The sequence below is a fragment of the Xanthomonas sp. NCPPB 3959 genome (assembly GCF_056675575.1).
Map to the genome: position 1 here is coordinate 195,501 of NZ_JBWWVR010000004.1, position 20,905 is coordinate 216,405.

The 20,905-nt window shown below is 64.7% G+C and carries 19 protein-coding genes; 7 read left to right on the top strand and 12 right to left on the bottom strand.

The window, feature by feature from the left end:
- Positions 1-33: 33 nt before the first annotated feature.
- Complete coding sequence (locus AC1KVG_RS06920; RefSeq protein WP_104549510.1) at positions 34-516, bottom strand: Lrp/AsnC family transcriptional regulator; 483 nt, start codon at positions 514-516, stop codon at positions 34-36.
- Between the two features lie 127 nt (positions 517-643).
- Here AC1KVG_RS06920 and phhA point away from each other — a divergent pair, with 127 nt between their 5' ends.
- The 4 genes from phhA to AC1KVG_RS06940 all read left to right on the top strand — a co-directional run bounded on the left by phhA (position 644) and on the right by AC1KVG_RS06940 (position 3,979).
- The gene (phhA, locus tag AC1KVG_RS06925; protein WP_481093897.1) at positions 644-1,534 is read left to right on the top strand and encodes a phenylalanine 4-monooxygenase; all 891 of its coding nucleotides are present in this window, start codon (positions 644-646) and stop codon (positions 1,532-1,534) included.
- Between the two features lie 91 nt (positions 1,535-1,625).
- Positions 1,626-2,270 carry a DMP19 family protein gene (locus AC1KVG_RS06930; RefSeq protein ID WP_481093898.1) on the top strand — a complete coding sequence of 215 codons (645 nt, stop codon included), beginning with the start codon at positions 1,626-1,628 and terminating at the stop codon, positions 2,268-2,270.
- 108 nt (positions 2,271-2,378) lie between these two features.
- Positions 2,379-2,699, top strand: coding sequence for a helix-turn-helix domain-containing protein (locus AC1KVG_RS06935; protein ID WP_481093899.1), 321 nt, complete (start codon positions 2,379-2,381; stop codon positions 2,697-2,699).
- Positions 2,696-3,979 carry a type II toxin-antitoxin system HipA family toxin gene (locus AC1KVG_RS06940; protein WP_481093900.1) on the top strand — a complete coding sequence of 428 codons (1,284 nt, stop codon included), beginning with the start codon at positions 2,696-2,698 and terminating at the stop codon, positions 3,977-3,979. Before AC1KVG_RS06935 ends, AC1KVG_RS06940 begins: the two co-directional genes overlap by 4 nt.
- Positions 3,980-4,048: 69 nt before the next feature.
- Here AC1KVG_RS06940 and AC1KVG_RS06945 read toward each other — a convergent pair whose 3' ends face one another.
- From AC1KVG_RS06945 to AC1KVG_RS06990, 10 genes are all read right to left on the bottom strand, one after another.
- Entirely contained in the window at positions 4,049-5,170 is a 1,122-nt protein-coding gene (locus AC1KVG_RS06945; protein WP_481093901.1) for a GDSL-type esterase/lipase family protein, read from the bottom strand.
- A gap of 222 nt (positions 5,171-5,392) precedes the next feature.
- Positions 5,393-6,055, bottom strand: coding sequence for an RpiB/LacA/LacB family sugar-phosphate isomerase (locus AC1KVG_RS06950; RefSeq protein ID WP_115037011.1), 663 nt, complete (start codon positions 6,053-6,055; stop codon positions 5,393-5,395).
- Positions 6,056-6,220: 165 nt separating this feature from the next.
- Positions 6,221-6,976 carry a 2-dehydro-3-deoxy-D-gluconate 5-dehydrogenase KduD gene (kduD, locus tag AC1KVG_RS06955; protein ID WP_023902094.1) on the bottom strand — a complete coding sequence of 252 codons (756 nt, stop codon included), beginning with the start codon at positions 6,974-6,976 and terminating at the stop codon, positions 6,221-6,223.
- Between the two features lie 159 nt (positions 6,977-7,135).
- Positions 7,136-7,990 (bottom strand): 5-dehydro-4-deoxy-D-glucuronate isomerase, encoded by an 855-nt coding sequence (gene kduI, locus AC1KVG_RS06960; protein ID WP_481093902.1) that lies wholly within the window; start codon positions 7,988-7,990, stop codon positions 7,136-7,138.
- A 458-nt stretch (positions 7,991-8,448) separates the two neighbouring features.
- Positions 8,449-9,507 carry a LacI family DNA-binding transcriptional regulator gene (locus tag AC1KVG_RS06965; protein WP_006452150.1) on the bottom strand — a complete coding sequence of 353 codons (1,059 nt, stop codon included), beginning with the start codon at positions 9,505-9,507 and terminating at the stop codon, positions 8,449-8,451.
- A 140-nt stretch (positions 9,508-9,647) separates the two neighbouring features.
- The gene (locus tag AC1KVG_RS06970; protein WP_481093903.1) at positions 9,648-11,231 is read right to left on the bottom strand and encodes a family 43 glycosylhydrolase; all 1,584 of its coding nucleotides are present in this window, start codon (positions 11,229-11,231) and stop codon (positions 9,648-9,650) included.
- 237 nt (positions 11,232-11,468) lie between these two features.
- A complete protein-coding gene (locus tag AC1KVG_RS06975; RefSeq protein WP_481093904.1) occupies positions 11,469-12,752 on the bottom strand; it encodes a TRAP transporter large permease in 1,284 nt (427 codons plus the stop codon).
- Positions 12,752-13,273, bottom strand: coding sequence for a TRAP transporter small permease (locus tag AC1KVG_RS06980; protein WP_006452153.1), 522 nt, complete (start codon positions 13,271-13,273; stop codon positions 12,752-12,754). The genes AC1KVG_RS06975 and AC1KVG_RS06980 overlap by 1 nt, the downstream gene beginning before the upstream one ends.
- Positions 13,274-13,283: 10 nt before the next feature.
- On the bottom strand, positions 13,284-14,282 hold the full coding sequence (locus AC1KVG_RS06985) for a TRAP transporter substrate-binding protein (RefSeq protein ID WP_006452154.1): 999 nt from the start codon (positions 14,280-14,282) through the stop codon (positions 13,284-13,286).
- A gap of 36 nt (positions 14,283-14,318) precedes the next feature.
- A complete protein-coding gene (locus AC1KVG_RS06990; RefSeq protein ID WP_023902089.1) occupies positions 14,319-15,140 on the bottom strand; it encodes a 2-keto-4-pentenoate hydratase in 822 nt (273 codons plus the stop codon).
- 139 nt (positions 15,141-15,279) lie between these two features.
- On the opposite strand from AC1KVG_RS06990, the gene AC1KVG_RS06995 reads away from it, so the two are divergent.
- The 3 genes from AC1KVG_RS06995 to AC1KVG_RS07005 all read left to right on the top strand — a co-directional run bounded on the left by AC1KVG_RS06995 (position 15,280) and on the right by AC1KVG_RS07005 (position 19,156).
- Positions 15,280-16,389: an alpha/beta hydrolase gene (locus AC1KVG_RS06995; RefSeq protein WP_481093905.1), complete on the top strand. Its 1,110-nt coding sequence runs from the start codon at positions 15,280-15,282 to the stop codon at positions 16,387-16,389.
- Positions 16,386-18,008 carry a carboxylesterase/lipase family protein gene (locus AC1KVG_RS07000; protein WP_481093906.1) on the top strand — a complete coding sequence of 541 codons (1,623 nt, stop codon included), beginning with the start codon at positions 16,386-16,388 and terminating at the stop codon, positions 18,006-18,008. Before AC1KVG_RS06995 ends, AC1KVG_RS07000 begins: the two co-directional genes overlap by 4 nt.
- 200 nt (positions 18,009-18,208) lie before the next feature.
- On the top strand, positions 18,209-19,156 hold the full coding sequence (locus AC1KVG_RS07005) for a rhamnogalacturonan acetylesterase (RefSeq protein WP_481093907.1): 948 nt from the start codon (positions 18,209-18,211) through the stop codon (positions 19,154-19,156).
- A gap of 567 nt (positions 19,157-19,723) precedes the next feature.
- Here AC1KVG_RS07005 and AC1KVG_RS07010 read toward each other — a convergent pair.
- Positions 19,724-20,872, bottom strand: coding sequence for an aldo/keto reductase (locus AC1KVG_RS07010; protein WP_481093908.1), 1,149 nt, complete (start codon positions 20,870-20,872; stop codon positions 19,724-19,726).
- Positions 20,873-20,905: the final 33 nt, after the last annotated feature.

Sequence of the window (20,905 nt, forward strand, 5' to 3'; positions counted from 1 at the left end):
TGTGCCGCCCCGCCCACATGCAGCGCTGCGGGCTCAGGCCAGATGCGCCAACGGCAAGCCTTCCGGTGCCTTGACGGTGCGCAACACGAAGCTGGAATTGACGTCGGACACGCCGGTGGCGTTGAGCAGGCGGTCGAGCAGAAACCGCGAAAAATGCTCCAGATCGCGCACCTGCACCTGTAACAGGTAATCCATGTCGCCGGTGAGCGCCCAGCAGGCCACCACCTCGTCCCAGCCGCGCACGCCCTCGGCGAAGTGTTCGATATCGGCCTGGCCGTGCTGCTCCAACTGCACGCGCACGAACGCCTGCAGTCCCAGTCCCAGCGCCTTGGCATCCAGGCGCGCGCCGTAGCCGGCGATGATGCCGGCCGCCTCCAGCCGTTGGGTGCGGCGCAGGCAGGCCGATGCCGACAGATTGACCTGCACCGCCAACTCCGCATTGCTGCTGCGCCCCTGCGTCTGCAGCAGGGCGAGCAGGCGCAGATCGGTGCGGTCCAAGGCGATTGGCTGGTCCATATGTTGCGCAGCAGCAGAAGATGACGCACGAATCTTGCGCCATCTGGCGTTGACCGCGCAAGGTTCGCAATCCCGTTGCGCGGCCATCGAGCTAAGGTGAGCGCTGATCATCGGGAACTGCTGCCGCATGAACACCGCACCGCAACGCGTCGAGAATCAGCTCACCGACAAGGGCTATGTGCCGGTCTACACCACCGCCGTGGTCGAGCAGCCGTGGGACGGCTACAGCGCCGACGACCATGCCACCTGGGGCAGCTTGTATCGGCGCCAGCGCGAGCTGCTGGTCGGGCGCGCCTGCGACGAATTCCTGCAGGCGCAGGATGCGATGGGCATGGGCGATACCCACATCCCGCGGTTCGATGCGCTCAACGCCGTGCTGCAGGCGGCCACCGGCTGGACCCTGGTCGGCGTGCAAGGGCTGCTGCCGGAGCTCGACTTTTTCGAACATCTGGCCAACAAGCGCTTCCCGGTGACGTGGTGGATTCGCCGCCCCGAGCAGATCGATTACATCGCCGAGCCGGATTTGTTCCATGACCTGTTCGGGCACGTGCCGCTACTGATGAACCCGCTGTTTGCCGACTTCATGCAGGCCTACGGCCGTGGCGGAGTCAAGGCGCACGGCATCGGCGCGGACGCGCTGCAGAACCTCACCCGCCTGTACTGGTACACGGTGGAATTCGGCCTGATCGCAACGCCGCAAGGGTTGCGCATCTTTGGGGCCGGCATCGTGTCGTCGAAGGGCGAATCGCTGCATTCGCTGGAATCGCCAGCGCCCAACCGGATCGGCTTCGACCTGCAACGCATCATGCGCACGCGCTACCGCATCGACAGCTTTCAAAAGACCTATTTCGTCATCGACAGCTTCGCGCAATTGATGGCCGCCACCGCGCCAGACTTCACCCCGATCTATGCCGATCTTGCGCAGCAAGCGCAGGTGCCGGCCGGCGATGTGCTGGTCACAGATCGGGTGCTTCAGCACGGCACTGGCGAAGGTTGGAGTCGCGAGGGCGATGTGTGAGCGGTGCCGGGGTGGCGCAAGATCGCTGCACCGACTCGACAGCACTGCCCACGCGGACTAAGGTCAAACCTCCCCACACCGCCTTCGCTCAATGGACCTGACGCAGCTACGCATCCGGCGCTTGGAGCTGGACGACACCCGCCTGCTGTTCACCCTGGCCAATGGCATCCGTATCGATGAGCCCATCAAGGCGCATCGGCTGTTGTTCAAGGCGGCGGCGCCGCAGCGCGCGCAGTGGCAGCTCACCGAAGACGGTTTTGGGGTGAACTGGCCCGCCGTCGCGCCGCCTACCCCGGAGGGCCTGCTCAACATGCCCGAGCTGTTGTGGCGCCGCCGCAGTGCGCGCGCGCAGACCAAACTGACCATGCTGCGTGGACACCTGGATGCGCTGACCCCCGGCGAGCGCGAGCTGGTTGCACTGGCACGGCTGGACGCGGACATGGTCGAAAGCGGCTACGCGCGCTATTTCGATCGCTGGGACGCCACCACGCGCACTTACGCGCTGCAGGCGCTGGCGGCGATGGGCGCAGCGCAGACACGCCAGGCGATCGAAGGCTTGGGCGCAGTGTTCGAACGCCTGGAAGAAGACCCGAATCTGCTCAGCATCGAAGACATCCTCGACGCCATGAACGAGACCGACCGCCAGCGCGTGGATGGCTGGGAAGAAGTCTATTACCGCCGCTCCGGCGAACTGGCGCGGTTGGGGCTGACCCACTACGGGGTGGACAAGGCCTGAGGGGTGCAGGTACCAGCGCTTACGACAAGGCATAAAACCCTAACAAGCAGACCAGCCGAATACAAAATTAAGTTGCTTTTATACTGCTAAAGAGTAATTTAATTTGGTATGGCCAAACGCGTCCCTCCCACCATGCCGCGTGCCCAGCGCCAAATCGAGGCGCTGGGAGAACGCTTGCGCGCCGCACGACTGCGTCGCGAGATGACCCAGCGCGAGCTGGCCACCCGCGTCGGCGTCAGCGTGCCAACCCTGGCCAAGCTGGAAAACGGCGATCCATCGACCAGTCTGGCGACCGTTCTCCGTGTACTGACCGTGCTTGGTCTGGACAAGGACATCGATCTGCTGGCGCAGACCGATCCGCTGGGGAGGCAGCTGCAGGACAGCAGGCTGCGTCGCCCGGGGCCCTCCTCCATCAGGAGCGAGCCATGAGTTCGGCTCCCTTGGCGCATGACATCAACAAGGTCGAGGTGTGGTTAGAGGATCAATCATTGGGCGGCAGCTCCCTGGTTGGGTATTTGACACGCCAATACAGCCGCCGCGGCGAGACACTGCAGTTCGAATATGCCGCCGGCTGGCTGGCCAACGAGACACCCGTTCGCGCGTTCGCGCTCGACCCGCAACTGCCGCTCTATGCAGGCGCATCGATTGCACGCGCCGGAGCGTCCGAGTTGACCGGTGCCTTTCTGGATTGTTCGCCCGATCGCTGGGGCAAACTGCTGATGAAGCGCAGAGAAGTGATCATGGCGCGCGAACAAGGCCGAAAAGTTCGTGCACTGCGGCCCTGGGATTATCTGATCGGCGTCAACGATGCGTCCCGCATGGGCGCGCTGAGGTTGCGCGACAGCACGACCGGCCGACACCTCGACGACCATGCATTGAGCGCACCGCCCATGACGCAATTGCGCGAGTTGGAAGCGATTGCTCGGCGCCTTGAGCGCGATGACATGGATGACAGCGACATGGATCTCACGTGGGTCAAGCAACTGATCGCACCCGGCGCTTCGCTTGGTGGCGCCAGGCCCAAGGCCAGTGTCAGAGAGACGGATGGCTCTCTCTGGCTGGCGAAATTTCCTTCCGCTGACGACCTCTACGACGTGGGGCGATGGGAATACATCACCTACCGTTTGTCACTGGCTGCGGGCATCAGCATGCCTGCCGCCAAACCACTGGAACTGTCCAATCACGGCACCACGTTCGCGGTGCAGCGCTTTGATCGCACTGCGCATAGCCGCCGTGCATATGCCTCGGCATTTACGCTGCTGGATGTGGAACACAGCGAAGCGTCGTCTTACGTCGATATTGCGCATGCCATCGAAGTCGTTGGCGCAACACACGCGATTCAACATGATCTGCACCAGTTATTCCGCCGCGTCGCCTTCAACATACTGGTCGGCAATCGCGACGATCACTTACGCAATCATGGATTCCTGCGTGAGCACGACGGCTGGCGTTTGGCACCTGCGTTCGACGTCAATCCAAACCAGGACAAAGACGTGCACGTGCTGGCCATCAGTCTTGACGACACCATACCCGATACGGCGCTATTGATGGAAACGCACGAGTATTATCGGCTGACCAGAGCGCAGGCATTGGCCATCATCGAAGAAGTACGCGCGGCGGTTGCGCGGTGGCAACAGGAAGCTGTGCGATGCAACGCCAGCCGCGCAGAGATAGTGGCGATGGAATCGGTGATTGATCCGATGCGATAGGCTTGATTTCAAGGCTTATCGTGAGCATCGCAACCGGGAGATCGATGATACGTATCAGTGACGTATGGCTTATATCTTCGGCGCCACCGTGTATGCCAGCAATACAACCAACGGTTCTTCTCCGGTTTGCTGTAACGCGTGCGTACTTCCCGGCCGCGTCAGTAGCGCATCGCCTGCGTTGACTTCGTATTGCTTGCCATCCAGTGCATACAGCCCGCGGCCGCTGACGATGTAATAGATCTCGTCCTTGTCGTGCAAGTGCAGGCCGATGCCCGCGCCCTTGTGCAGCACGCGTTTGCGCAGCACGAATTTCAGCTCCGGTGCGTCGGCGAAGAAGGGGTACGCCGTGGTGGGCCCGGCGCCACCGTGCGGGCCGGGTTGCTCGCGGGCGAGGTCGCGTTCGTGCACCACCAGCGAGGGATGCGCCTGCGCGGCGCGTTGTGCGGCCGTGTCGGGGGCTGCGCCGCAATCGGCGTCGCGGCGGAGTTGCGGTTTCAGCGCTGGCTGCAGTTGCACCCAGCCATGCACAACCAGGCAGGCGATTGCGGTGGCACCGGCGCGGCTGAAGTGGGTGCCATCGACCTTGCCTTGTTCGGGCACGAACAGGAAGTACGGTTTGGCTGCCTGTTCGCCGAGTGCGCGGATCCAGTCGCTGGAGCTGGCGTTGAGATCGATGAGGGCAACGTGCTCTTGCGCTGCGAGTTGCTGCATGGCCAGCGTATAGCGGCCGTGGGTGTCGAGCAGCGCGCCGAAGTCGTAGAGCAAACGAGCGGCGGGCGTGATCAGGATCGGCGTGGCGCCCTTGTCGCGTGCGGTGGCGATGTAGCGGCGCAGGAACTGCTGATAGTCGCTGTGCGCGTCGGTATAGCGGGTCGGGTCTTCGTGTTTGGCGTCGTTGTGGCCGAACTGGATCAGCAGGATGTCGCCGCGTTGCAGTTGGTTGGCGATGGCGTCCAGGTGCCCTTCTGCGATGAAACTGCGGGTGCTGCGGCCGCCCTTGGCGTGGTTGCGGACCTGCCATTGCGCAGGGTCGAACCAGTCTTGCAGCAGTTGGCCCCAGCCGGCTTGCGGCGCGCGCTCCGGGCCGTATTCGGCGGCGGTGGAATCACCGGCGATGAAGATGCGGTGTGGTTCGGCGCGGGCGGGGTTTGCGGAGAGCAGCAGCAACGATGCGAACAGAAGCAGACGCATGGTGGCTCCGGAGAAGAGTGTTTAGGACAGCGCGGTGTCCCTTCTCCCATCGGGAGAAGGTGCCCGAAGGGCGGATGAGGGTGCGGCGGCATCGGAAATGTTGGACGGCCTTACTGTCGTCTCAAGCCTTTCAAGCCTTTTCCGTTTAGGCCAGCTGTCTTCCGCCGTACCCTCACCCCAACCCCTCTCCCGGCGGGAGAGGGGCTAAAACGCATTGGCTAGTTACGCTGCGGCAGCAGCGGCTTCCGGCTTGCCCAGTACGCCGGCGACGAAGGCGCGGATCTCGGCGTCCTGGGCGTTGTCGAAGAAGCACTGCTGGAAGCGCTCGCCGCCGACGGCCTGCTTGATCAGCTCCGGGTCGATGGCGCGCAGGCCGTCGATGTACGACTTGGCGGTGGCCTGCTTGAGCTGGGTGAGGATGCCGGCGTTGGCGGCCTGCGATTCACGACGCTCGGCCGGGTAGCCCAGGCCACGCTCGCCGCTGAAGGCCTTTTCGAAGATGTAGCGCACGTTGATTTCCGCGCCCCAGCCGTAACCCTTGGCGAATGCCAGCGACAGCGCATTGCCGTTGTTGACCTGGGCGAACAGGTAGGCGTCGGTCGGCTCGATGCAGTAGCCGCAGAACACGCCCGGATGCGCGTTGAGCGACATCATCGCGCCCTGACCCGTGCCGCAGCCGGCGACGACGAAGTCGACCGCCTTGGAGTTCAACAGCAGGCTGGCGACGATGCCCAGATGGATATAGGTCAGGCGGTGGTCGTTGTCGCCGTCCATGCCGACGTTGAACACGCTGTGGCCTTGTTCGCTGGCGACGTCGTTGAGCTGCTGCAGGATCACCGGGTTCTTGCCGGCCTGACTAAACTCATTCATGAGTGCGATTTTCATGGGGTGCTCCGATTGGGTTGGGGAAAGTTGTTTGGAATGTGGTGATGCGTGCGCTTGGGTGGCGGACTTGATGAGTGTCTGGGTCGGGTCGTGCGCGTGCATGCCGACCCTCATCCGCCCTTCGGGCACCTTCTCCCGGAGGGAGAAGGGAACGACGCGGTTTTCTCAGCGTGCCAGCCAGCCGCCGTCGACCGGGATGATGGCGCCGTTGACGTAATCCGAGGCGCTGCTGGCCAGGAACACTGCGGTGCCGCCGAGGTCGGCCGGTACGCCCCAGCGCGCGGCCGGGATGCGGTCCAGGATGGATTTGTTGCGCGCTTCGTCGGCACGCAGCTGGGCGGTGTTGTCGGTGGCCATATAGCCGGGCGCAATGGCGTTGGTGGTCACGCCCTTGCTGCCCCACTCGTTGGCCAGCAAGCGGGTGATGCCGGCGATGCCGGACTTGCTGGCGGTGTACGACGGCACGCGGATGCCGCCCTGGAACGACAGCATCGAGGCGATGTTGATGATCTTGCCGCTGCCCTGGGCGATGAAATGGCGGCCGGCGGCCTGGGCCATGAAGAAGGCCGATTTCAGATTGACGTTCATCACGTCGTCCCAATCCTGCTCGCTGAAATCCACCGCGTCGGTGCGGCGGATCAGACCGGCGTTGTTGACCAGGATATCCAGGCGGCCCAGGCCGTCCAGGGTTTCCTTGAGGATGCGCTCGACTGGCTCGAGGCTGATCAGGTTGGCCTGGATGGCGATGAAGCGGCGGCCCAGGCCCTTGACCAGTTCTTCGGTCTCGGTCGGCGCCTGGATGCCGGCGGCGGCGATGTCGGCGCCCGCCTGTGCCAGTGCCAGCGCGATGCCCTGGCCCAGGCCAGTGTTGGCACCGGTGACCAGTGCGACCTTGCCTTCGAGACTGAACGGATTGCTCATTACCTTATCGCTCCTGCTGGGTGATGCCACGTTGGATGAGTGTGTTGCGTCCGCGCGCTGCGCGGCCACGCATTGATGGAGTTATTGCATTAACTTGGCTGATGAATCGCATTAACCGAGTTATTGCGCTGATTAAGTATTGCCTTGCAAGCGCCAGCGTCATTTGAGCTGGCAGATGTCCAGCACGTGCATGTCGGTGTAATCCAGGTTTTCGCCGCCCATCGCCCAGATGAAGGCGTAATTGCTGGTGCCGGCGCCCATGTGGATCGACCACGGCGGCGACACCACCGCTTCGTTGTTCTGGATCACGATGTGGCGCTGCGCGTCCGGCTCACCCATGAAGTGATAGACGCGGTCGTTGGCGCCAAGATCGAAGTAGAAATACACCTCGCTGCGGCGGTCGTGCAGATGCGGCGGCATGGTGTTCCAGACGCTGCCCGGCTTGAGCACGGTCAGGCCCAGCAGCAACTGCGAGGACTGGCAGGTGGCCGGCACGATGTACTGGTAGATGGTGCGCTCGTTGCTGGTTTCCAGCGCGCCACGCTCCAGTGCCACCGCATCCTTGATCGAGAGTTGTTTGGTCTCGAAGCGCGCGTGCGCCGGCGTGGAGGCCAGGTAGAACTTGGCCGGGTTGCTGGCGTCTACGGACGCGAAGGTGACCTCGGTGCTGCCCATTGCCACGTACAGGCCGTCCTTTGGCCCGAGCGTGTAGGCGGTGCCGTCCACGGTCACGGTGCCGGTCCCGGCGCCGACATTGAGGATGCCGAGCTCACGGCGCTCCAGGAACGGATGGCCGGCAGCGGAAGCAGGTTCGGTCTGCTTGGGCAGCTCCAGCGTTTTACCGAGCGGTGCCGCGCCACCGAGCACAAAGCGCTCGTAGTGGGTGTATTTGAGGGTCACCGCATCGTCGATAAACAAACCATCGAGCAGATAAAGCTCTCGCAGGTCGTCGTTGCTGGCGCCCTTGATGGCATCGGGATGGGTGGCGTAGTGGGTCTTGCAGTACAGGGACATGCGCGATCTCCGGTAGCAAGCAAGGGGGATATTGGCTTGCACCGGCATAGTCTACCGGCTCTGGTTAACCGGTGTCATTGCGCAGTGCACGATAGCGTGGGAATCCCTTCTCCTTGCGGGAGAAGGTGGCGCGTAAGCGCCGGATGAGGGTGCGAGGCTGCGCGCGGTGTTGGGTGCGGGGTAGAGGCTCGTGTGCGCCTCCTCCGTCAGCTCATGGCTAAGCTTTCTCAGATGGCTGTCTGCCGCCGTACCCTCACCCCAACCCCCGCTCCGCGCCCCGGCCCGCGCTTGCGGCGCGGGCGCTCCAAGGCACGCGCGCCCATGGCGCGCAAGCCGTGCCTTCTCGCCCCGGAGGGAGAGGGGCTCACTCCCTTCTCCCGTCGGGAGAAGGTGGCGCGTAGCGCCGGATGAGGGTGCGAGGCTGGGCGCACTCCCGCAGGGAGAGAGGTTTTACGTGCTCAATCTTCCGGCGGTTGGCAGGAATCGCGCACGATCAGGTGCGGGCGCACGCTGGCGGTGGGGAGTTGCGGGGCGTTGTCGGGCTGGATCAGCATCGCGGCGGCGGTGCGACCGGTGTCGCGGGTGTGGCGGCGCACCGAGGTCAGCGGTGGCCATAGCCGCGAGGCCAGCGAGCTGTCGTCGTAGCCGATCACCGAGAGCTGGCGCGGGATGTTGATGCCGGCGCGCAGCGCGACCTTGTAGATACCGGCGGCCATTTCGTCATTACCGGTGAAGATGGCGGTGGGGCGCTTCTTGCCCAGCAGCAGCTTTTCGGCGGCGGCCACGCCGGATTCGAAGGTGTAGCCGGCTTCGACGATGCGCTCGGGCGGCAGTTCGATGCCGCGCCGGGTCAGCGCGTCGGCAAAGCCCGAGGTGCGCTCGACCGAGGAGCGGTAGGCGCTGGGGCCGGTGACCAGGGCGATGTCGCGGTGGCCGAGCGAGAGCAGGTAGTCGGCGGCCTCGGCGGCGCCGTCGCGGTCGTGGGTGATCACCGTCTGCGAAGTGGCGTCCAGCGCGACCGAGGCGATACGGGTGTAGCGGCAGCCGATCTCGGCCAGCATGTCGGCCAGCGCCTGGTCCTCGGAGGCGCGTGGCACCAGGATCACCCCGTGCAGCTTCTGCGCCTGGGCAAAGCGGCGCACGCCTTCGATATAGCCGGGGCTGCGGCTGTCGCAGGGGTGCACCACCAGCTCGAAACTGGAGCCGCGCAGCGCGTCCAGCGCGCCGTACTGCATGTCCACGATGTACTGCGCGGTGGGGTTGTCGTAGACCATGCCGATCAGGAACGAACGCCGGAACGCCAGCCCGCGCGCGAGCGGGTCGGGCGAGTAGCCGACCTCGCGCATCAGCGCTTCGACCTTCTCGCGGGTGTCCTGGCGGACCAGCGGCGAATTGTTGATGATCCGCGAGACGGTCTTCTTGGACACCCCGGACATCCGGGCGATGTCGTTGATCGTGGCTACCTTGCCCTTCGGCAGGCCGGGCATTCCCTCTTCAGGCATCTTGCGGGCGGGCATAGCGGTCAACCATTGAAGTTGATTGGATTCTACCGGCCAGCGGGCCGGCAAGCCTTCGCAGGCTTGCCGATGTCCCGAATCCGCCATGACCAGGGCGCCGTGGCGTGATGCGCCACAGCATGCCCGGCAGTGCAGAACGATCAGTCCAGGGCGCGGTAGCGGAAGTTGCGGAACTCCACCTGGCCTTGGCCGGACGCATATAGCGCCGGTTTCAGTGCCAGGAACTTGCCGGCCACGTTGTGGTGATAGCCGGACACTTCCATCTGTACCGGGTACTTGGTCCAGGTGGTGCCGTCGATGCTGCTGTGGATGGTGACGATGTGGCGGTTGTTGGTGACGCGCAGCCATAGCGCGCCGCCCTTGCCGCTGGGCGCCAGCTTGGCCGGGCGTTCTTCGCCATAGCGGTGCATGACGAAGTTCTCGCCGTTGCTCCCCACCCCGGCGTAGAGCTTGTCGCTGTAGAACAACAGCGCCCCGCCCTGCCCGCCCGGTGCCACGGTCATCTGCACTTCGAACTGATAGGCCTGGTCGGGCGCGATCAGGGTCAGCGGCGAGGCGTCGCGCGGGGCGCTGCCCTTGCCCTGCAGGCGCAACACGCCATCGCCTACTTGCAGACGCTTGGCTTCGTCGGCGGCCGGGTTGAAGAACGACCACTGCGGGCCGAGCGTGTTGGCGCGGAAGTCGTCCGACAACCTCAGGCCATGCGGCAAGGCCTGCCCGCTGGGCTTTTTCAACGGCGTGCCCAGGTCGCTGCCCTTGGCGACGAACCAGCCGTCCGCGGTCCACTCGATCGGGTCGAGCAGCGCCTGCCGGCCCAGCGTCCAGTAGCCGTGTTCGTAGCCGTGGTAGAGCATCCACCAGCGCTGGTCGGTGCCTTCCACCAGGGTGGCGTGGCCGCGCGACCACCACGGCTCGTCGGCGCTCTTGGTGCGGGTGATCGGATTGTTGGGCGCGTTCTGCCAGGGGCCGTGGATCGAGCGCGAGCGCGCGGTGATCACCATGTGCCCGGTCGGCGGGCCGGCGGTGCCGCCCACTGCGGTGGTCATGTAGTACCAGCCGTTGTGGCGGGTGATCTTGGGGCCTTCCTGGGCGTAGCCTTCCACGTCCCAGCTTTCCGGGTACTTCCAGCCGTCGTAGACGTGCTTGGGCGTGCCCACCACCTTGAAGCCGTCGTCGGAGAGTTGCACGTAATCGCCGCCGCTCAGGAACAGATAGCGCTTGCCGTCCTCGCCCACTGCATGGCCGGGGTCGATGTACTTGCCCAGGCCGATGTCAATCGGCTTGCTCCACGGGCCCTTGATGTCATCGGCCCAGACCACGAAGTTGCTGCGCTCGCCCTGGTCGCCGCGGCGCGCCGGGAAGTAGATGTAATAGCGCTTGCCGTGCTTGATCAGATCCGGCGCCCAGATCGCGCCGACGTTCTGGCTGATGGCATGGCCCAGCGGTTGCCAGTTGACCAGATCGCGCGAATGCCAGATCGGCAGGCCCGGATAGGCATCGAACGAGGACAGCGTGAGGTAGTAGTCGTCGCCGTCCTTGAGCACCGACGGATCGGGGTGATCGCCGGCCAGCACCGGGTTGAGGAAGGTGCCGTTACCCTGGTCGGCAATGCGCTGCTGTTCGATGCCGCGCTTCCAGTCGGCCGCAGCGCTTAGCCCGGCACACAGCAGCAGGCCGCTGGCCAGCAGCCAACGCAAACAGGGTGAAGTGTTACGCATACGCATGCTCTCTCCTTGACCCCCAACCTGCGGGGCGATGCGGCGGCCGACGCCTTAGATCGTCGGCCGCTGGGATGACGGCGGAAACTCCCGCCAGCAGCGGCGCTGAGCACAGCTCATGCAGCGTCGCCAAGCGACTGTCGGATGGGGTGGCCGGGGCGGTGGAATCGCACGTGGTAGATGCCGATTCGTTCGCCCCGACCGCGCCCTGCCGACGGATACGCAGTGGATGGAGTAGTGCCCTTACGCGCGCAGTGCCCGCGGCAACCACAACGACAGTTCGGGGAAAAACGCCACGATCAGCAACACGCATAACGCCGCCAACCAGAATGGCCAGATGGTGCGCATGCTCTGGGCGATGGTGATCTGGCCGATCGAGGTGCCGATAAACAGCACCGAGCCGATCGGCGGGGTGATCAAACCGATACCGCCGGCCAGCACCATCACCAGACCGAAGTGGATCGGGTCGATGCCGTAGGCCTTGACCACCGGCAGGAAGATCGGTGTGCAGATCAGGATCTTCGGTGCCAGGTCCATGAACATGCCCAGCAGCAACAGCATCACCACGATCATCAGCAGCACGGTGTTCTTGCTGTCGGCGATGGCCTGCAGGAACTTCACTGCGGCCGCCGGCACCTGCAAGTACGCAAGCAACCAACCGAACACTGCAGCCGTGGCGATCACGAACAGGATCACGCCGGTGGTGCGCGCGGCATGCGTGACCGCGGCGAAGAACTCGGCCCAACGCAGCTGGCGATACAGCAGCGCGGTGACGATCAACGCGTAGACCACCGCAATCGCGGCGCTCTCCACTGCGGTGAAGATGCCGGCGCGAATACCGATGAAGATCAGCGCCACCAACCCCAAGCCCGGCAATGCGCCGAACAGGCGCAACGCCACTGCGCGCCAGCCGGGGAACGGCTCGGTGCCGTAGCCGCGATGGCGTGCGACCGCATAGCCGGTGACCATCATTGCTGCAGTCATCAACAGCGCCGGGAAGATGCCGGCGGCGAACAGATCGGCGATCGAGATGCCGCCACCGGCCGCTGCGGAAAACAGGATCAGGTTATGCGAGGGCGGCACCAGCAGCGCCACCAGCGCGGCGGTCATGCTCACATTCACCGCGTAATCGCGGTCGTAACCGCGCTTGATCATCTGCGGAATCATGGTGCCGCCGACCGCCGAGACGTCGGCAATCGCCGAGCCGGACACGCCGCCGAAGAACAGCGACGACAGCACGCTGACCTGGCCCAGCCCACCACGTACGCGCCCCACCAGCGACGAGGCCAAGGCGATCAAGCGTTCGGAAATACCACCGCGCAGCATCAACTCGCCAGCGAAGATAAACAGCGGAATGGCGATCAACGAGGCCGAGCCGCTGCCGGCGGAAATCTGCTGCACCAGCACCACCGTGGGCAGGTCCAGATACAGCAGCGTGGTCAGCGCGGCCGCGCCCAGCGCATAGGCCACCGGCACGCCGATCAGCAGCAGCACCACGAAGGTTCCCAACAACATGGCGATGCCCATCAGCGCACTCCTCCGGTGTGGATCGGGCGCAGCACACGCCACAGCTTGTACAAGGCGAACACCACCATCAGCGCACCGCCGATCGACAGCGGCAGGTAGTTGATGCTCTGCGGCATCTGCGCGCCGGCCATCTTGATGTCCAGGCCATCGAGCAGCAGCGCCGCACTCCAGCGCGCCAGCACCGCGCCAATGGCGATGATCATCAGCGGGCGGATCAGGTCGAACACCTTGCGCACCAGCGGCGGCACGTGTTCGCCCAGCAGATAGAAGCCGAAGTGGCGGTTGGTGTGCACGCCGGCGGCCGCGCCCAGGCTCAGCGCGGTGCTGAGCAGCAGCAGCGTCACCGGCTCGGTCCAGCTGGGCGAGTCGTTGAGCACGTAGCGGGTGAATACCTGCCAGCCCTGCACGACCACCAGGCCCAGCAAGGCCAGCGATGCCACGCCAACGGCAGTGTCGGAAACGCGGTCCAGCGCGCGCTGCAACGGCGCGACCGGGACGGCGAGAGTCTCGGGTTCGGTCATTGGATCACCTCTATGCGAAATCGCGGATGCGGCGGTACAACGCTTCGATCTCCGGCTGCTTGCGGTATTCGGCCAGCAGCGGGGCGGAGGCGGCGCGGAACGCCGGCATGTCGACCTGATTGAGCTTGACGCCGTAGTCGATCACCTGTTTACGCGCGATCACTTCCGAGGCATCCCACAGGTTGCGCATCACCGGCACCGAGGCGCGTGCCAGTTCCACCACCAGGCCGCGGTCGGCCGGGCTCAGCGATTCGAAACTCTTGCGCGACATCACCAGGATGTCCGGCGCGTAGGAATGCTCGCTCTGCGACCAGTAGTGCGCCGCCTCGAAATGACGGCTGGACTGGAAGCTGCGCATGTTGTTTTCCGCACCGTCGATCATGTGCGTTTCCATCGCCGAGAACGTCTCGCCCAGCGACATCGGGGTGGGATTGGCGCCCAGCATGCGCATCAGCTTGAGGAAGATATCGGACGAGGCCACACGCAATTTCAGGCCCTTGAGATCTTCCGGGCGGTGCAGCGGATGCTTGGTGTTGTAGAAGCAACGCGCACCCGAATCGTAGATCGCCAGGCCCACCAGGTCGCGCTGCTCGAAGCTACGCAGCACGCTGTCGCCCACATGCCCGTCGATGGCACGGCGCAGATGCGGCACCGAGTCGAACACGTACGGCAGGCACAGCGCCTGAGTGAGCGGAAAGGTGTTGTTCAACGCGCCCGAATACACCCGGGTGATGTCGATGGCACCGAAGCGCGCCATATCGATCGCCTCCGACTCGCGGCCCAATTGGCCGGAGTGGTATTGGCGCAACTTGAGCCGGCCGTTGGTACGTGCTTCGAGCTGCTTGCCGAACCACCGCACCGCTTCCACGGTGGGGTAGTCGCCGATATGCACGTCGGTGGCGGTCAACAATTGCCCGCCGGGGATCGGCGTGGTGGCACCGGCGCCCAACCAGGGGCCGGCCGCGGCGGCACCGAGCCCGGCACCGAGGAAATGTCTGCGTGTGATCATTGGCGCCCTCCCAAGCGTCTGGTCACTGGGTCCGAATCAGGTAGCGGACACAGCCGTGCAGGAAATGTCGCCGATGCCGGCGAAGCGAATCAGGGCACGCTGTCCCACTTCGATGTCATGGATACCGGTGGCATTGCCCGTTGCAATGAGATCACCGCGCTTGAGCGGACGCCCGCGCTGGGCCGAACGACTGAGCGCAAACGCGTAGGCGGCGCGCAATCCACCCGGCAACGTGGTGGCTCCACCGGTACCGACAACCTGGTCGTCGATCAGCGTTTCGGCAGTCAGCGCGGACTCGTCGCGTGCCAGCCAGTCGGTCACTTCCGGGCCCAGAATCAGGCCGTTATTGTTGCCGAAGTCGGAAATCACCACGCGCGGGCCCAGCTTGTTGATGGTCGCCAACGGGCTGCTGGCGATCTCCACGCCGATGAACAACGTGGCCGGCAGCTGCGCCGCCTGCTCCGGGGTGAAGTGGGTCTGCTCGGCGGGAGCATCCGCTTCCAGGCGCAGTACGTATTCGGCCTCTACCGCACCGAAGCCGCCCTGGTAGATCGGGAACTGCGTTGTTCCACCGGTAGCATTCCAGAGCTTGTGCGAGAAGATCGGCCCCAGCAGGCGGTCGTCGCCGGAGGCGTCGCGGCGCTCGGCGGCGATATAACCCACCTTCCAGCCAACCACCTGGTCGTCCCACTGGCTGATGGCGATGTCCTGCACCTGATAGGCAGTGACCAGATCCTCAGGGATTTGCCCGGGAAAGTCGGGCAGCGATGCCCCTGCACGGCGTGCCTCCACAAACTGCTGGGCGATCTGCGACAGCATGGATGTGGACGATGGCGGGGTGGCGGCGTCGTTGCTCAAGGGTGTCTCCCTGCTAGTGTTTTTGTTGCACTGCCAATCGACAGTGGCACGGTGTGCTGTATATGGTAAACCGGTGTCATTGGCAATGTGCAGTGCGGCAAAGTTAGCCTTCAAAGCGAAGTAACCCTGGGAGGGGTGGATGGAACAGACAAGCCAAACGCGTGGTTTTGCGGCGTTTTCAGTTGCTATGCGGCGGTGCCTGCCGCTGGTGTTGCTGGCGACCTCAGTATTGATCGGGCCGGTGGTTGCGGCCGAGGTGCCCAGTGCCGATACCAGGGCCGAGCAGGCCAGCCGGATCGCGCTATGGCCCAGCGGGATGGCACCGGGAGACAGCGCGCTGAAGCAGCCGCAGCGCATCATCGAGCGCAGCAGCGACCCTGCCCTGCCCGATCGCTACATCCAGCAGATCAGCACGCCTTACCTGGTGGTCTACCGGCCCAAGCAGCCAAATGGCACTGCCCTGCTGGTCACCCCCGGCGGCGGCTACCAGCGCATCGTGCTGGACAACGAAGGCAGCGCGCTGGTGCCCAGCTTCGTCGACCAGGCCGGGATCACGCTGTTCGTGTTGCGCTACCGCCTGCCCGGCGAAGGCCATCCGCACGGAGCCGACGTGCCGCTGGCCGATGCACAGCGCGCGCTGCGGCTGATCCGCGCCAATGCCGCCCGCTACGGCATCGACGCGCAGCGGGTCGGGGTGATGGGGTTCTCGGCCGGCGGTCACGTCGCCGCCAGCCTGGGCACCCGCTATGCCGCGCAGGTGTACCCGAAGCTGGATGCGGCCGATGCGCTGAGCGCGCGGCCGGATTTCGAGCTGCTGATCTATCCGGTGATCGACATGGACAGCGCAAACGCACACGCGGGCTCGCGCGAGCGCCTGCTCGGCAGCACTCCGAGCGATGCGCAGGTGCGCGCGTACTCGCCGCACCTGCATGTGGATGCACGCACGCCGCCGACCTTTCTGCTGCATGCGCAGGACGACACGGTGGTGTCGGTGCGCAACAGCCTGTTGATGCATGACGCGTTGCTGCGTGCCGGCGTGCCCAGCGAGCTGCATGTGTTTCCGCAGGGCGGTCATGGCTTCGGTACCGCCAGCGGCACCGGGCTGACCGTGGCCGCGTGGCCGCAGCTGGCGCAGGCCTGGATCGCGCATGTCAGCAAGGCGCAAACGCCCTCGACTGCGACGACTGCGAATGCATCTGTCGCTGCACCTGCACCCGCATCTGTACCGGCGCAGGACGCCGCGCGATGACGTCACCATCCACGCCCGACGCGCGGCGGCGCACACTCCTGCGTGGTGGCTTGCTTGCCACCGCTGCAGCTGCGCTGCCGGGTTTCGCAGGCGCGGTCGCAACAGCGCCTGCGCGCGACGACAGTACGCCGCTGGCACACGTGCGTGGCGGCGCACTGCGTGGTTATCGCGATCAAGGTATCTGCGTGTTCAAGGGCATCCCCTACGGCGGCGACACCGCAGCGCGGCGCTTTCAGGCGCCCGTGCCGGAAACGCCCTGGCAGGGCGTGCGCGACGCCAGCGCCTTCGGTGCCGCCGCGCCGCAACCCAAGGCCAGCGAACCCACCAGCGAGGAGTGCCTGTTCCTCAACGTGTGGACGCCGGGTCTGCGCGATGGCGGCAAGCGGCCGATCCTGTTCTATATCCACGGCGGCGGCTACACCACCGGCTCCGGCAGCGACCCGCTCTACGACGGCGTGCGCCTGTGCAAGCGCGGCGATGTGGTGGTGATCACCGTCAACCACCGGCTCAACCTGTTCGGCTATCTGTCGCTGGCGCAGCTGGGCGATACGAGCTTTGCCGACTCCGGCAATGCCGGGCAGCTGGACCTGATCCAGGCACTGCAGTGGGTGCGCCAGCACGCGGCCGAATTCGGCGGCGATGCCGGCAATGTCACCGTGTTCGGCCAGTCCGGTGGCGGCGCCAAGATCGCCACCTTGATGGCGATGCCCGCCGCACGCGGCCTGTTCCATCGCGCGTGGACCATGAGCGGACAGCAGGTCACCGTGGCCGGCCCGCGCGCGGCCACCCAGCGCGCGCAACTGCTGCTGGATGCATTGAAACTTGCGCCCGGCGCGCTTGCGCGCATCCGCACGCTACCAATTGAGCAGCTGCTGGCTGCCGCGCAAGTGCGCGATCCCTCGCGGGTGGAAAACAGCGCGTTGTATTTCGGCCCGGTGCTGGATGCGCGCAATGTGCCGGTGCATCCGTTCTGGCCGACCGCCCCGCTGCAATCGGCAAAGATTCCGCTGGTGATCGGCAATACCCGCGATGAAACCCGCGCGTTTCTCGGCAACGATGCGAAGAACTTCGCGCTGAGCTGGGACGAGCTGCCGGCCAGGCTGGAAACCCAGCAATACGTGGATCTGCTGCGGCAGGTGGTGATTGCCGAATACCGCCGGCTGTATCCGCAGTATTCGCCATCGGACGTGTTCTTCGCCGCGACCACCGCAGGGCGCTCGTGGCGCGGCGCGGTCGAAGAAGCCGAGGCACGCGCACGTCAAGGCGCACCCACCTGGGTCTATCAACTGGATTGGGGCTCGCCACTGGATGGCGGCAAGTTCGGCGCCTTCCACACGCTGGATATTCCGCTGGTCTTCGATACCACTGCGCAACCGGGTTCGCGCACCGGCGATGGCGCCGATGCGCAGCGCATGGCCGCGCAGATGAGCGAGGCGTTGATTGCATTCGCGCGCAACGGCGACCCGAATCATCGTGGTCTGCCGCGTTGGCGACAGTATTCGTTGCAGCAGCGCGAGACGTTGCTGTTCGATACACCCAGCCGGCTCGACCACGATCCGCGCAGTGGCGAGCGCAAGCTGTATCAGCAAGCGCCTTTCATTCAACGCGGTACCTTTTGACTGACTTTCGTGGTCAAGGTCGAGGTCGAGCGTGGTCTGATCGCACTCCGCGGCGGCACGGCCTGGCGTGCGTGTAGGCGCCCATCAGCGCGCGGCTCGGGTCATCGTGCTTTAGCTCTTCTGCCTGCCTGCGGTCTTCTGATCATCTTTCGCCTTCTGACTACCTTGCGTTTTCCGATCGCTTTCCTCATGGGTGATTCATGCGTTTTTCATCTCTTGTACTGTTGGTTCTGCTGGCAGTAATTGCTGCACCTGCTGCGTACGCTGCAGATGCCTCACCGGTTGATGCATCAACTGCAGGCGTGCCAGCGTCTAACGTAGCCGCTAGCGGCAAGCAATTTGCCGCCAGCAAGATCGTGCTGGTCGGCGACTCCACCACCGCCGTGCAAGGTGGCTGGGGGCCGAGCTTTTGCGCGCAGCATGTGACCTCGTTCCTGAGCTGCCTCAATCTGGCGCGCGGTGGCCGCAGTACGTCCAACTATCGCGCCGAAGGCTCGTGGGAGATCGCACTGAAGGAGCTGCGCAGCGGCGGCTATCGACAGGTGGTTGTGTTGATCCAGTTCGGGCACAACGATCAACCAGGCAAACCGGGGCGCTCCACCGAGTTGGCGACCGAATTCCCGGCGAATCTTCGCCGTTATGTCGCCGACGCACGTGCCGCCGGTGCGATCCCAGTGTTGGTCACGCCATTGACGCGGCGGCAATTCGAACGCGGCCAATTAATCGACGACTTGGCGCCGTGGGCGGAGACAACACGCGCAGTTGCACGCGAGTTACAGGTGCCGTTGATCGACCTGCATGCGCGCAGCCGTGCGCTGGTGCAGGGCATGGGCCCGGTGTTGGCGATGCGGCTGGCGCAGCGCCCTGCCGATCCGGAACAAGTGATTGCCGCGCAATCGGGCACCACGATTGGCAAGACGCCGGCGCAGGCATTGCATGCGCCGGTGTCGGCGTCGTCAAAGATCGCGGCAGCTGGCAGCGTCCCCGCCGCTGCACAGGACAATGCCAGCGCCGAGCCGATGGGCCAGGCCAAACTCGCATTCGACTACACGCATCTTGGTGCGGACGGCGCGGATATGTTCGCGGCGATTGTCGCCGACGAGTTGGCAAAGCAGGTGCCTGCGTTGCGGCCGCTGTTGATTCCTTGATGCGTCACTCTATTTGATCAACTAGAGCGGCTAACAAAACTACTTCACGTCAGGCTACTGCAGGCCGGCTGATCTGCGGCTTGGCTGCAGGGCCCTTGCCCGCCCACCATCGCGGGACACGCCGCAAGTACGTCCCTGTAGGCTCTTACGCGGCATCCATGCCGCGTAAGGTCCCGCGACGGTGGGCGGGCAAGGACCCGTCGAGATGGTCGGTGCGCATGGTTGCAAGCAACGCATGACGTGTGTTGTTCGGATAACGCTGCGTCGATCAGCTTAGCAACGCAATACGCAACGCGATCACAGGCAGGCTTTCACCCAACCACCGACCAACTTTATGGTGCGGTGTCCTCGCCGATTGCGGGACCGTGTGGCGGCATGGATACCGCCACCGAGCCTACATGGACGTACTTGCGGCGTGTCCCGCGAGCGGTAAGGGCACCGCGCATTCGGCCCCCTCAGTGTCTGATCTGGACCTCTGACTGCATCCACCAAGATGCGGCCGGCAAAACCACTGCACTCACTGACAGGCGCTCGCTCGCTAGGTTTTGTCAGCCGCTCTTAGCTGCATCAGCTCACAACAGGCACCGGCGCATCCGCTTCGATCACTTGCTCGCGCTTGAGCTCTTCCCACACAGCTGCCGGAATCGCCACGCGCATCGAGGCTGCATTCGCATGCGCCTGCTCTGCCGTACGCGCGCCCGGAATTACCGCCGAGACCACTTGCGGTGCGGCGGCAAACTGCAGCGAGACGGTGCGTAGATCCACGTTGTGGCGGTCGCAGATGGCCAGCGCTTTCTGTCGCATGGCCGGCGCCCATTCCGGCACGCTGCCGTCGTAGAGATAACGCTCGCGCCCGGCCAGATAACCCGCCAACAGCGGCGCGCCAACGACGACCGAGGCGCCATGTTTGGCAATCTTCGGGAAGGTGTCATGCAGTGCACGCGCGTGATCGAGCAGCGAGTATTGGCAGGCCAGCAGGAAGATGTCGGGGTCGGCTTCTTCGATCGCACGCAAGGCAGGTTCCGGACGATTGACGCCGAAACCCCAGGCCTTGATCAGGCCTTCCTTGCGCATCTTGGTCAGCTCGGGCATGGCACCTTTCACCGCTTCGGCAAAGCGTTGTTCCCACGGCATACCGAGGTCTTTCTCGTTCTCCGGCGACAGGTCGTGGATGTAGGCGATATCGATCTGCGACACACCCAGGCGCTGCAGGCTGTCTTCGATCGAGCGGCGCACACCGGAGGCGCTGTAGTCATAGCGATAGTCGAAGGGCGAGGGCTGCTGCCACATCGTCTTCGGCGGTTTGTCGGTCGCTGTGAGCAGGCGCCCGACCTTGGTCGACAGCACGTATTCGTCTGCGGCGTGATTGTGCAGATGATGACCGGTGCGACGCTCCGACAATCCCAACCCATACCACGGCGAGGTATCGAAATAACGCACGCCCGACTCCCACACCGCTGCCAGGGTCGCTTCGCTCTGCGCATCGCTGGTCGCTGCGAATCCATTGCCGATCGCCACGCCACCAAAGCCTAGACGGCTCGCAGGGCGATACCGCGCACCCTTGGTCGCTGCGTTGGCAGGCAGCTTCGATACGGTGGTTTTGCCGCGCGTCGGCATCACGCTGCCAGGCGCGGACGACTGTGCCAACAACGGCGCAGCGGCCAACGCAGCGGTGCCAGCAGCGGCGGCGGAGAGGAATTGGCGACGTGTATTCATGAGGATTCCTTGCAACGACTTGAGGCACAAGGA

Excerpts from the sequence above, each read along its gene's own strand:
- AC1KVG_RS06920 (WP_104549510.1), bottom strand. The coding sequence starts at position 516 with ATGGACCAGCCAATCGCCTTGGACCGCACCGATCTGCGCCTGCTCGCC.
- phhA (WP_481093897.1), top strand. The coding sequence starts at position 644 with ATGAACACCGCACCGCAACGCGTCGAGAATCAGCTCACCGACAAGGGC.
- AC1KVG_RS06930 (WP_481093898.1), top strand. The coding sequence starts at position 1,626 with ATGGACCTGACGCAGCTACGCATCCGGCGCTTGGAGCTGGACGACACC.
- AC1KVG_RS06935 (WP_481093899.1), top strand. The coding sequence starts at position 2,379 with ATGGCCAAACGCGTCCCTCCCACCATGCCGCGTGCCCAGCGCCAAATC.
- AC1KVG_RS06940 (WP_481093900.1), top strand. The coding sequence starts at position 2,696 with ATGAGTTCGGCTCCCTTGGCGCATGACATCAACAAGGTCGAGGTGTGG.
- AC1KVG_RS06945 (WP_481093901.1), bottom strand. The coding sequence starts at position 5,170 with ATGCGTCTGCTTCTGTTCGCATCGTTGCTGCTGCTCTCCGCAAACCCC.
- AC1KVG_RS06950 (WP_115037011.1), bottom strand. The coding sequence starts at position 6,055 with ATGAAAATCGCACTCATGAATGAGTTTAGTCAGGCCGGCAAGAACCCG.
- kduD (WP_023902094.1), bottom strand. The coding sequence starts at position 6,976 with ATGAGCAATCCGTTCAGTCTCGAAGGCAAGGTCGCACTGGTCACCGGT.
- kduI (WP_481093902.1), bottom strand. The coding sequence starts at position 7,990 with ATGTCCCTGTACTGCAAGACCCACTACGCCACCCATCCCGATGCCATC.
- AC1KVG_RS06965 (WP_006452150.1), bottom strand. The coding sequence starts at position 9,507 with ATGCCCGCCCGCAAGATGCCTGAAGAGGGAATGCCCGGCCTGCCGAAG.
- AC1KVG_RS06970 (WP_481093903.1), bottom strand. The coding sequence starts at position 11,231 with ATGCGTATGCGTAACACTTCACCCTGTTTGCGTTGGCTGCTGGCCAGC.
- AC1KVG_RS06975 (WP_481093904.1), bottom strand. The coding sequence starts at position 12,752 with ATGGGCATCGCCATGTTGTTGGGAACCTTCGTGGTGCTGCTGCTGATC.
- AC1KVG_RS06980 (WP_006452153.1), bottom strand. The coding sequence starts at position 13,273 with ATGACCGAACCCGAGACTCTCGCCGTCCCGGTCGCGCCGTTGCAGCGC.
- AC1KVG_RS06985 (WP_006452154.1), bottom strand. The coding sequence starts at position 14,282 with ATGATCACACGCAGACATTTCCTCGGTGCCGGGCTCGGTGCCGCCGCG.
- AC1KVG_RS06995 (WP_481093905.1), top strand. The coding sequence starts at position 15,280 with ATGGAACAGACAAGCCAAACGCGTGGTTTTGCGGCGTTTTCAGTTGCT.
- AC1KVG_RS07000 (WP_481093906.1), top strand. The coding sequence starts at position 16,386 with ATGACGTCACCATCCACGCCCGACGCGCGGCGGCGCACACTCCTGCGT.
- AC1KVG_RS07005 (WP_481093907.1), top strand. The coding sequence starts at position 18,209 with ATGCGTTTTTCATCTCTTGTACTGTTGGTTCTGCTGGCAGTAATTGCT.
- AC1KVG_RS07010 (WP_481093908.1), bottom strand. The coding sequence starts at position 20,872 with ATGAATACACGTCGCCAATTCCTCTCCGCCGCCGCTGCTGGCACCGCT.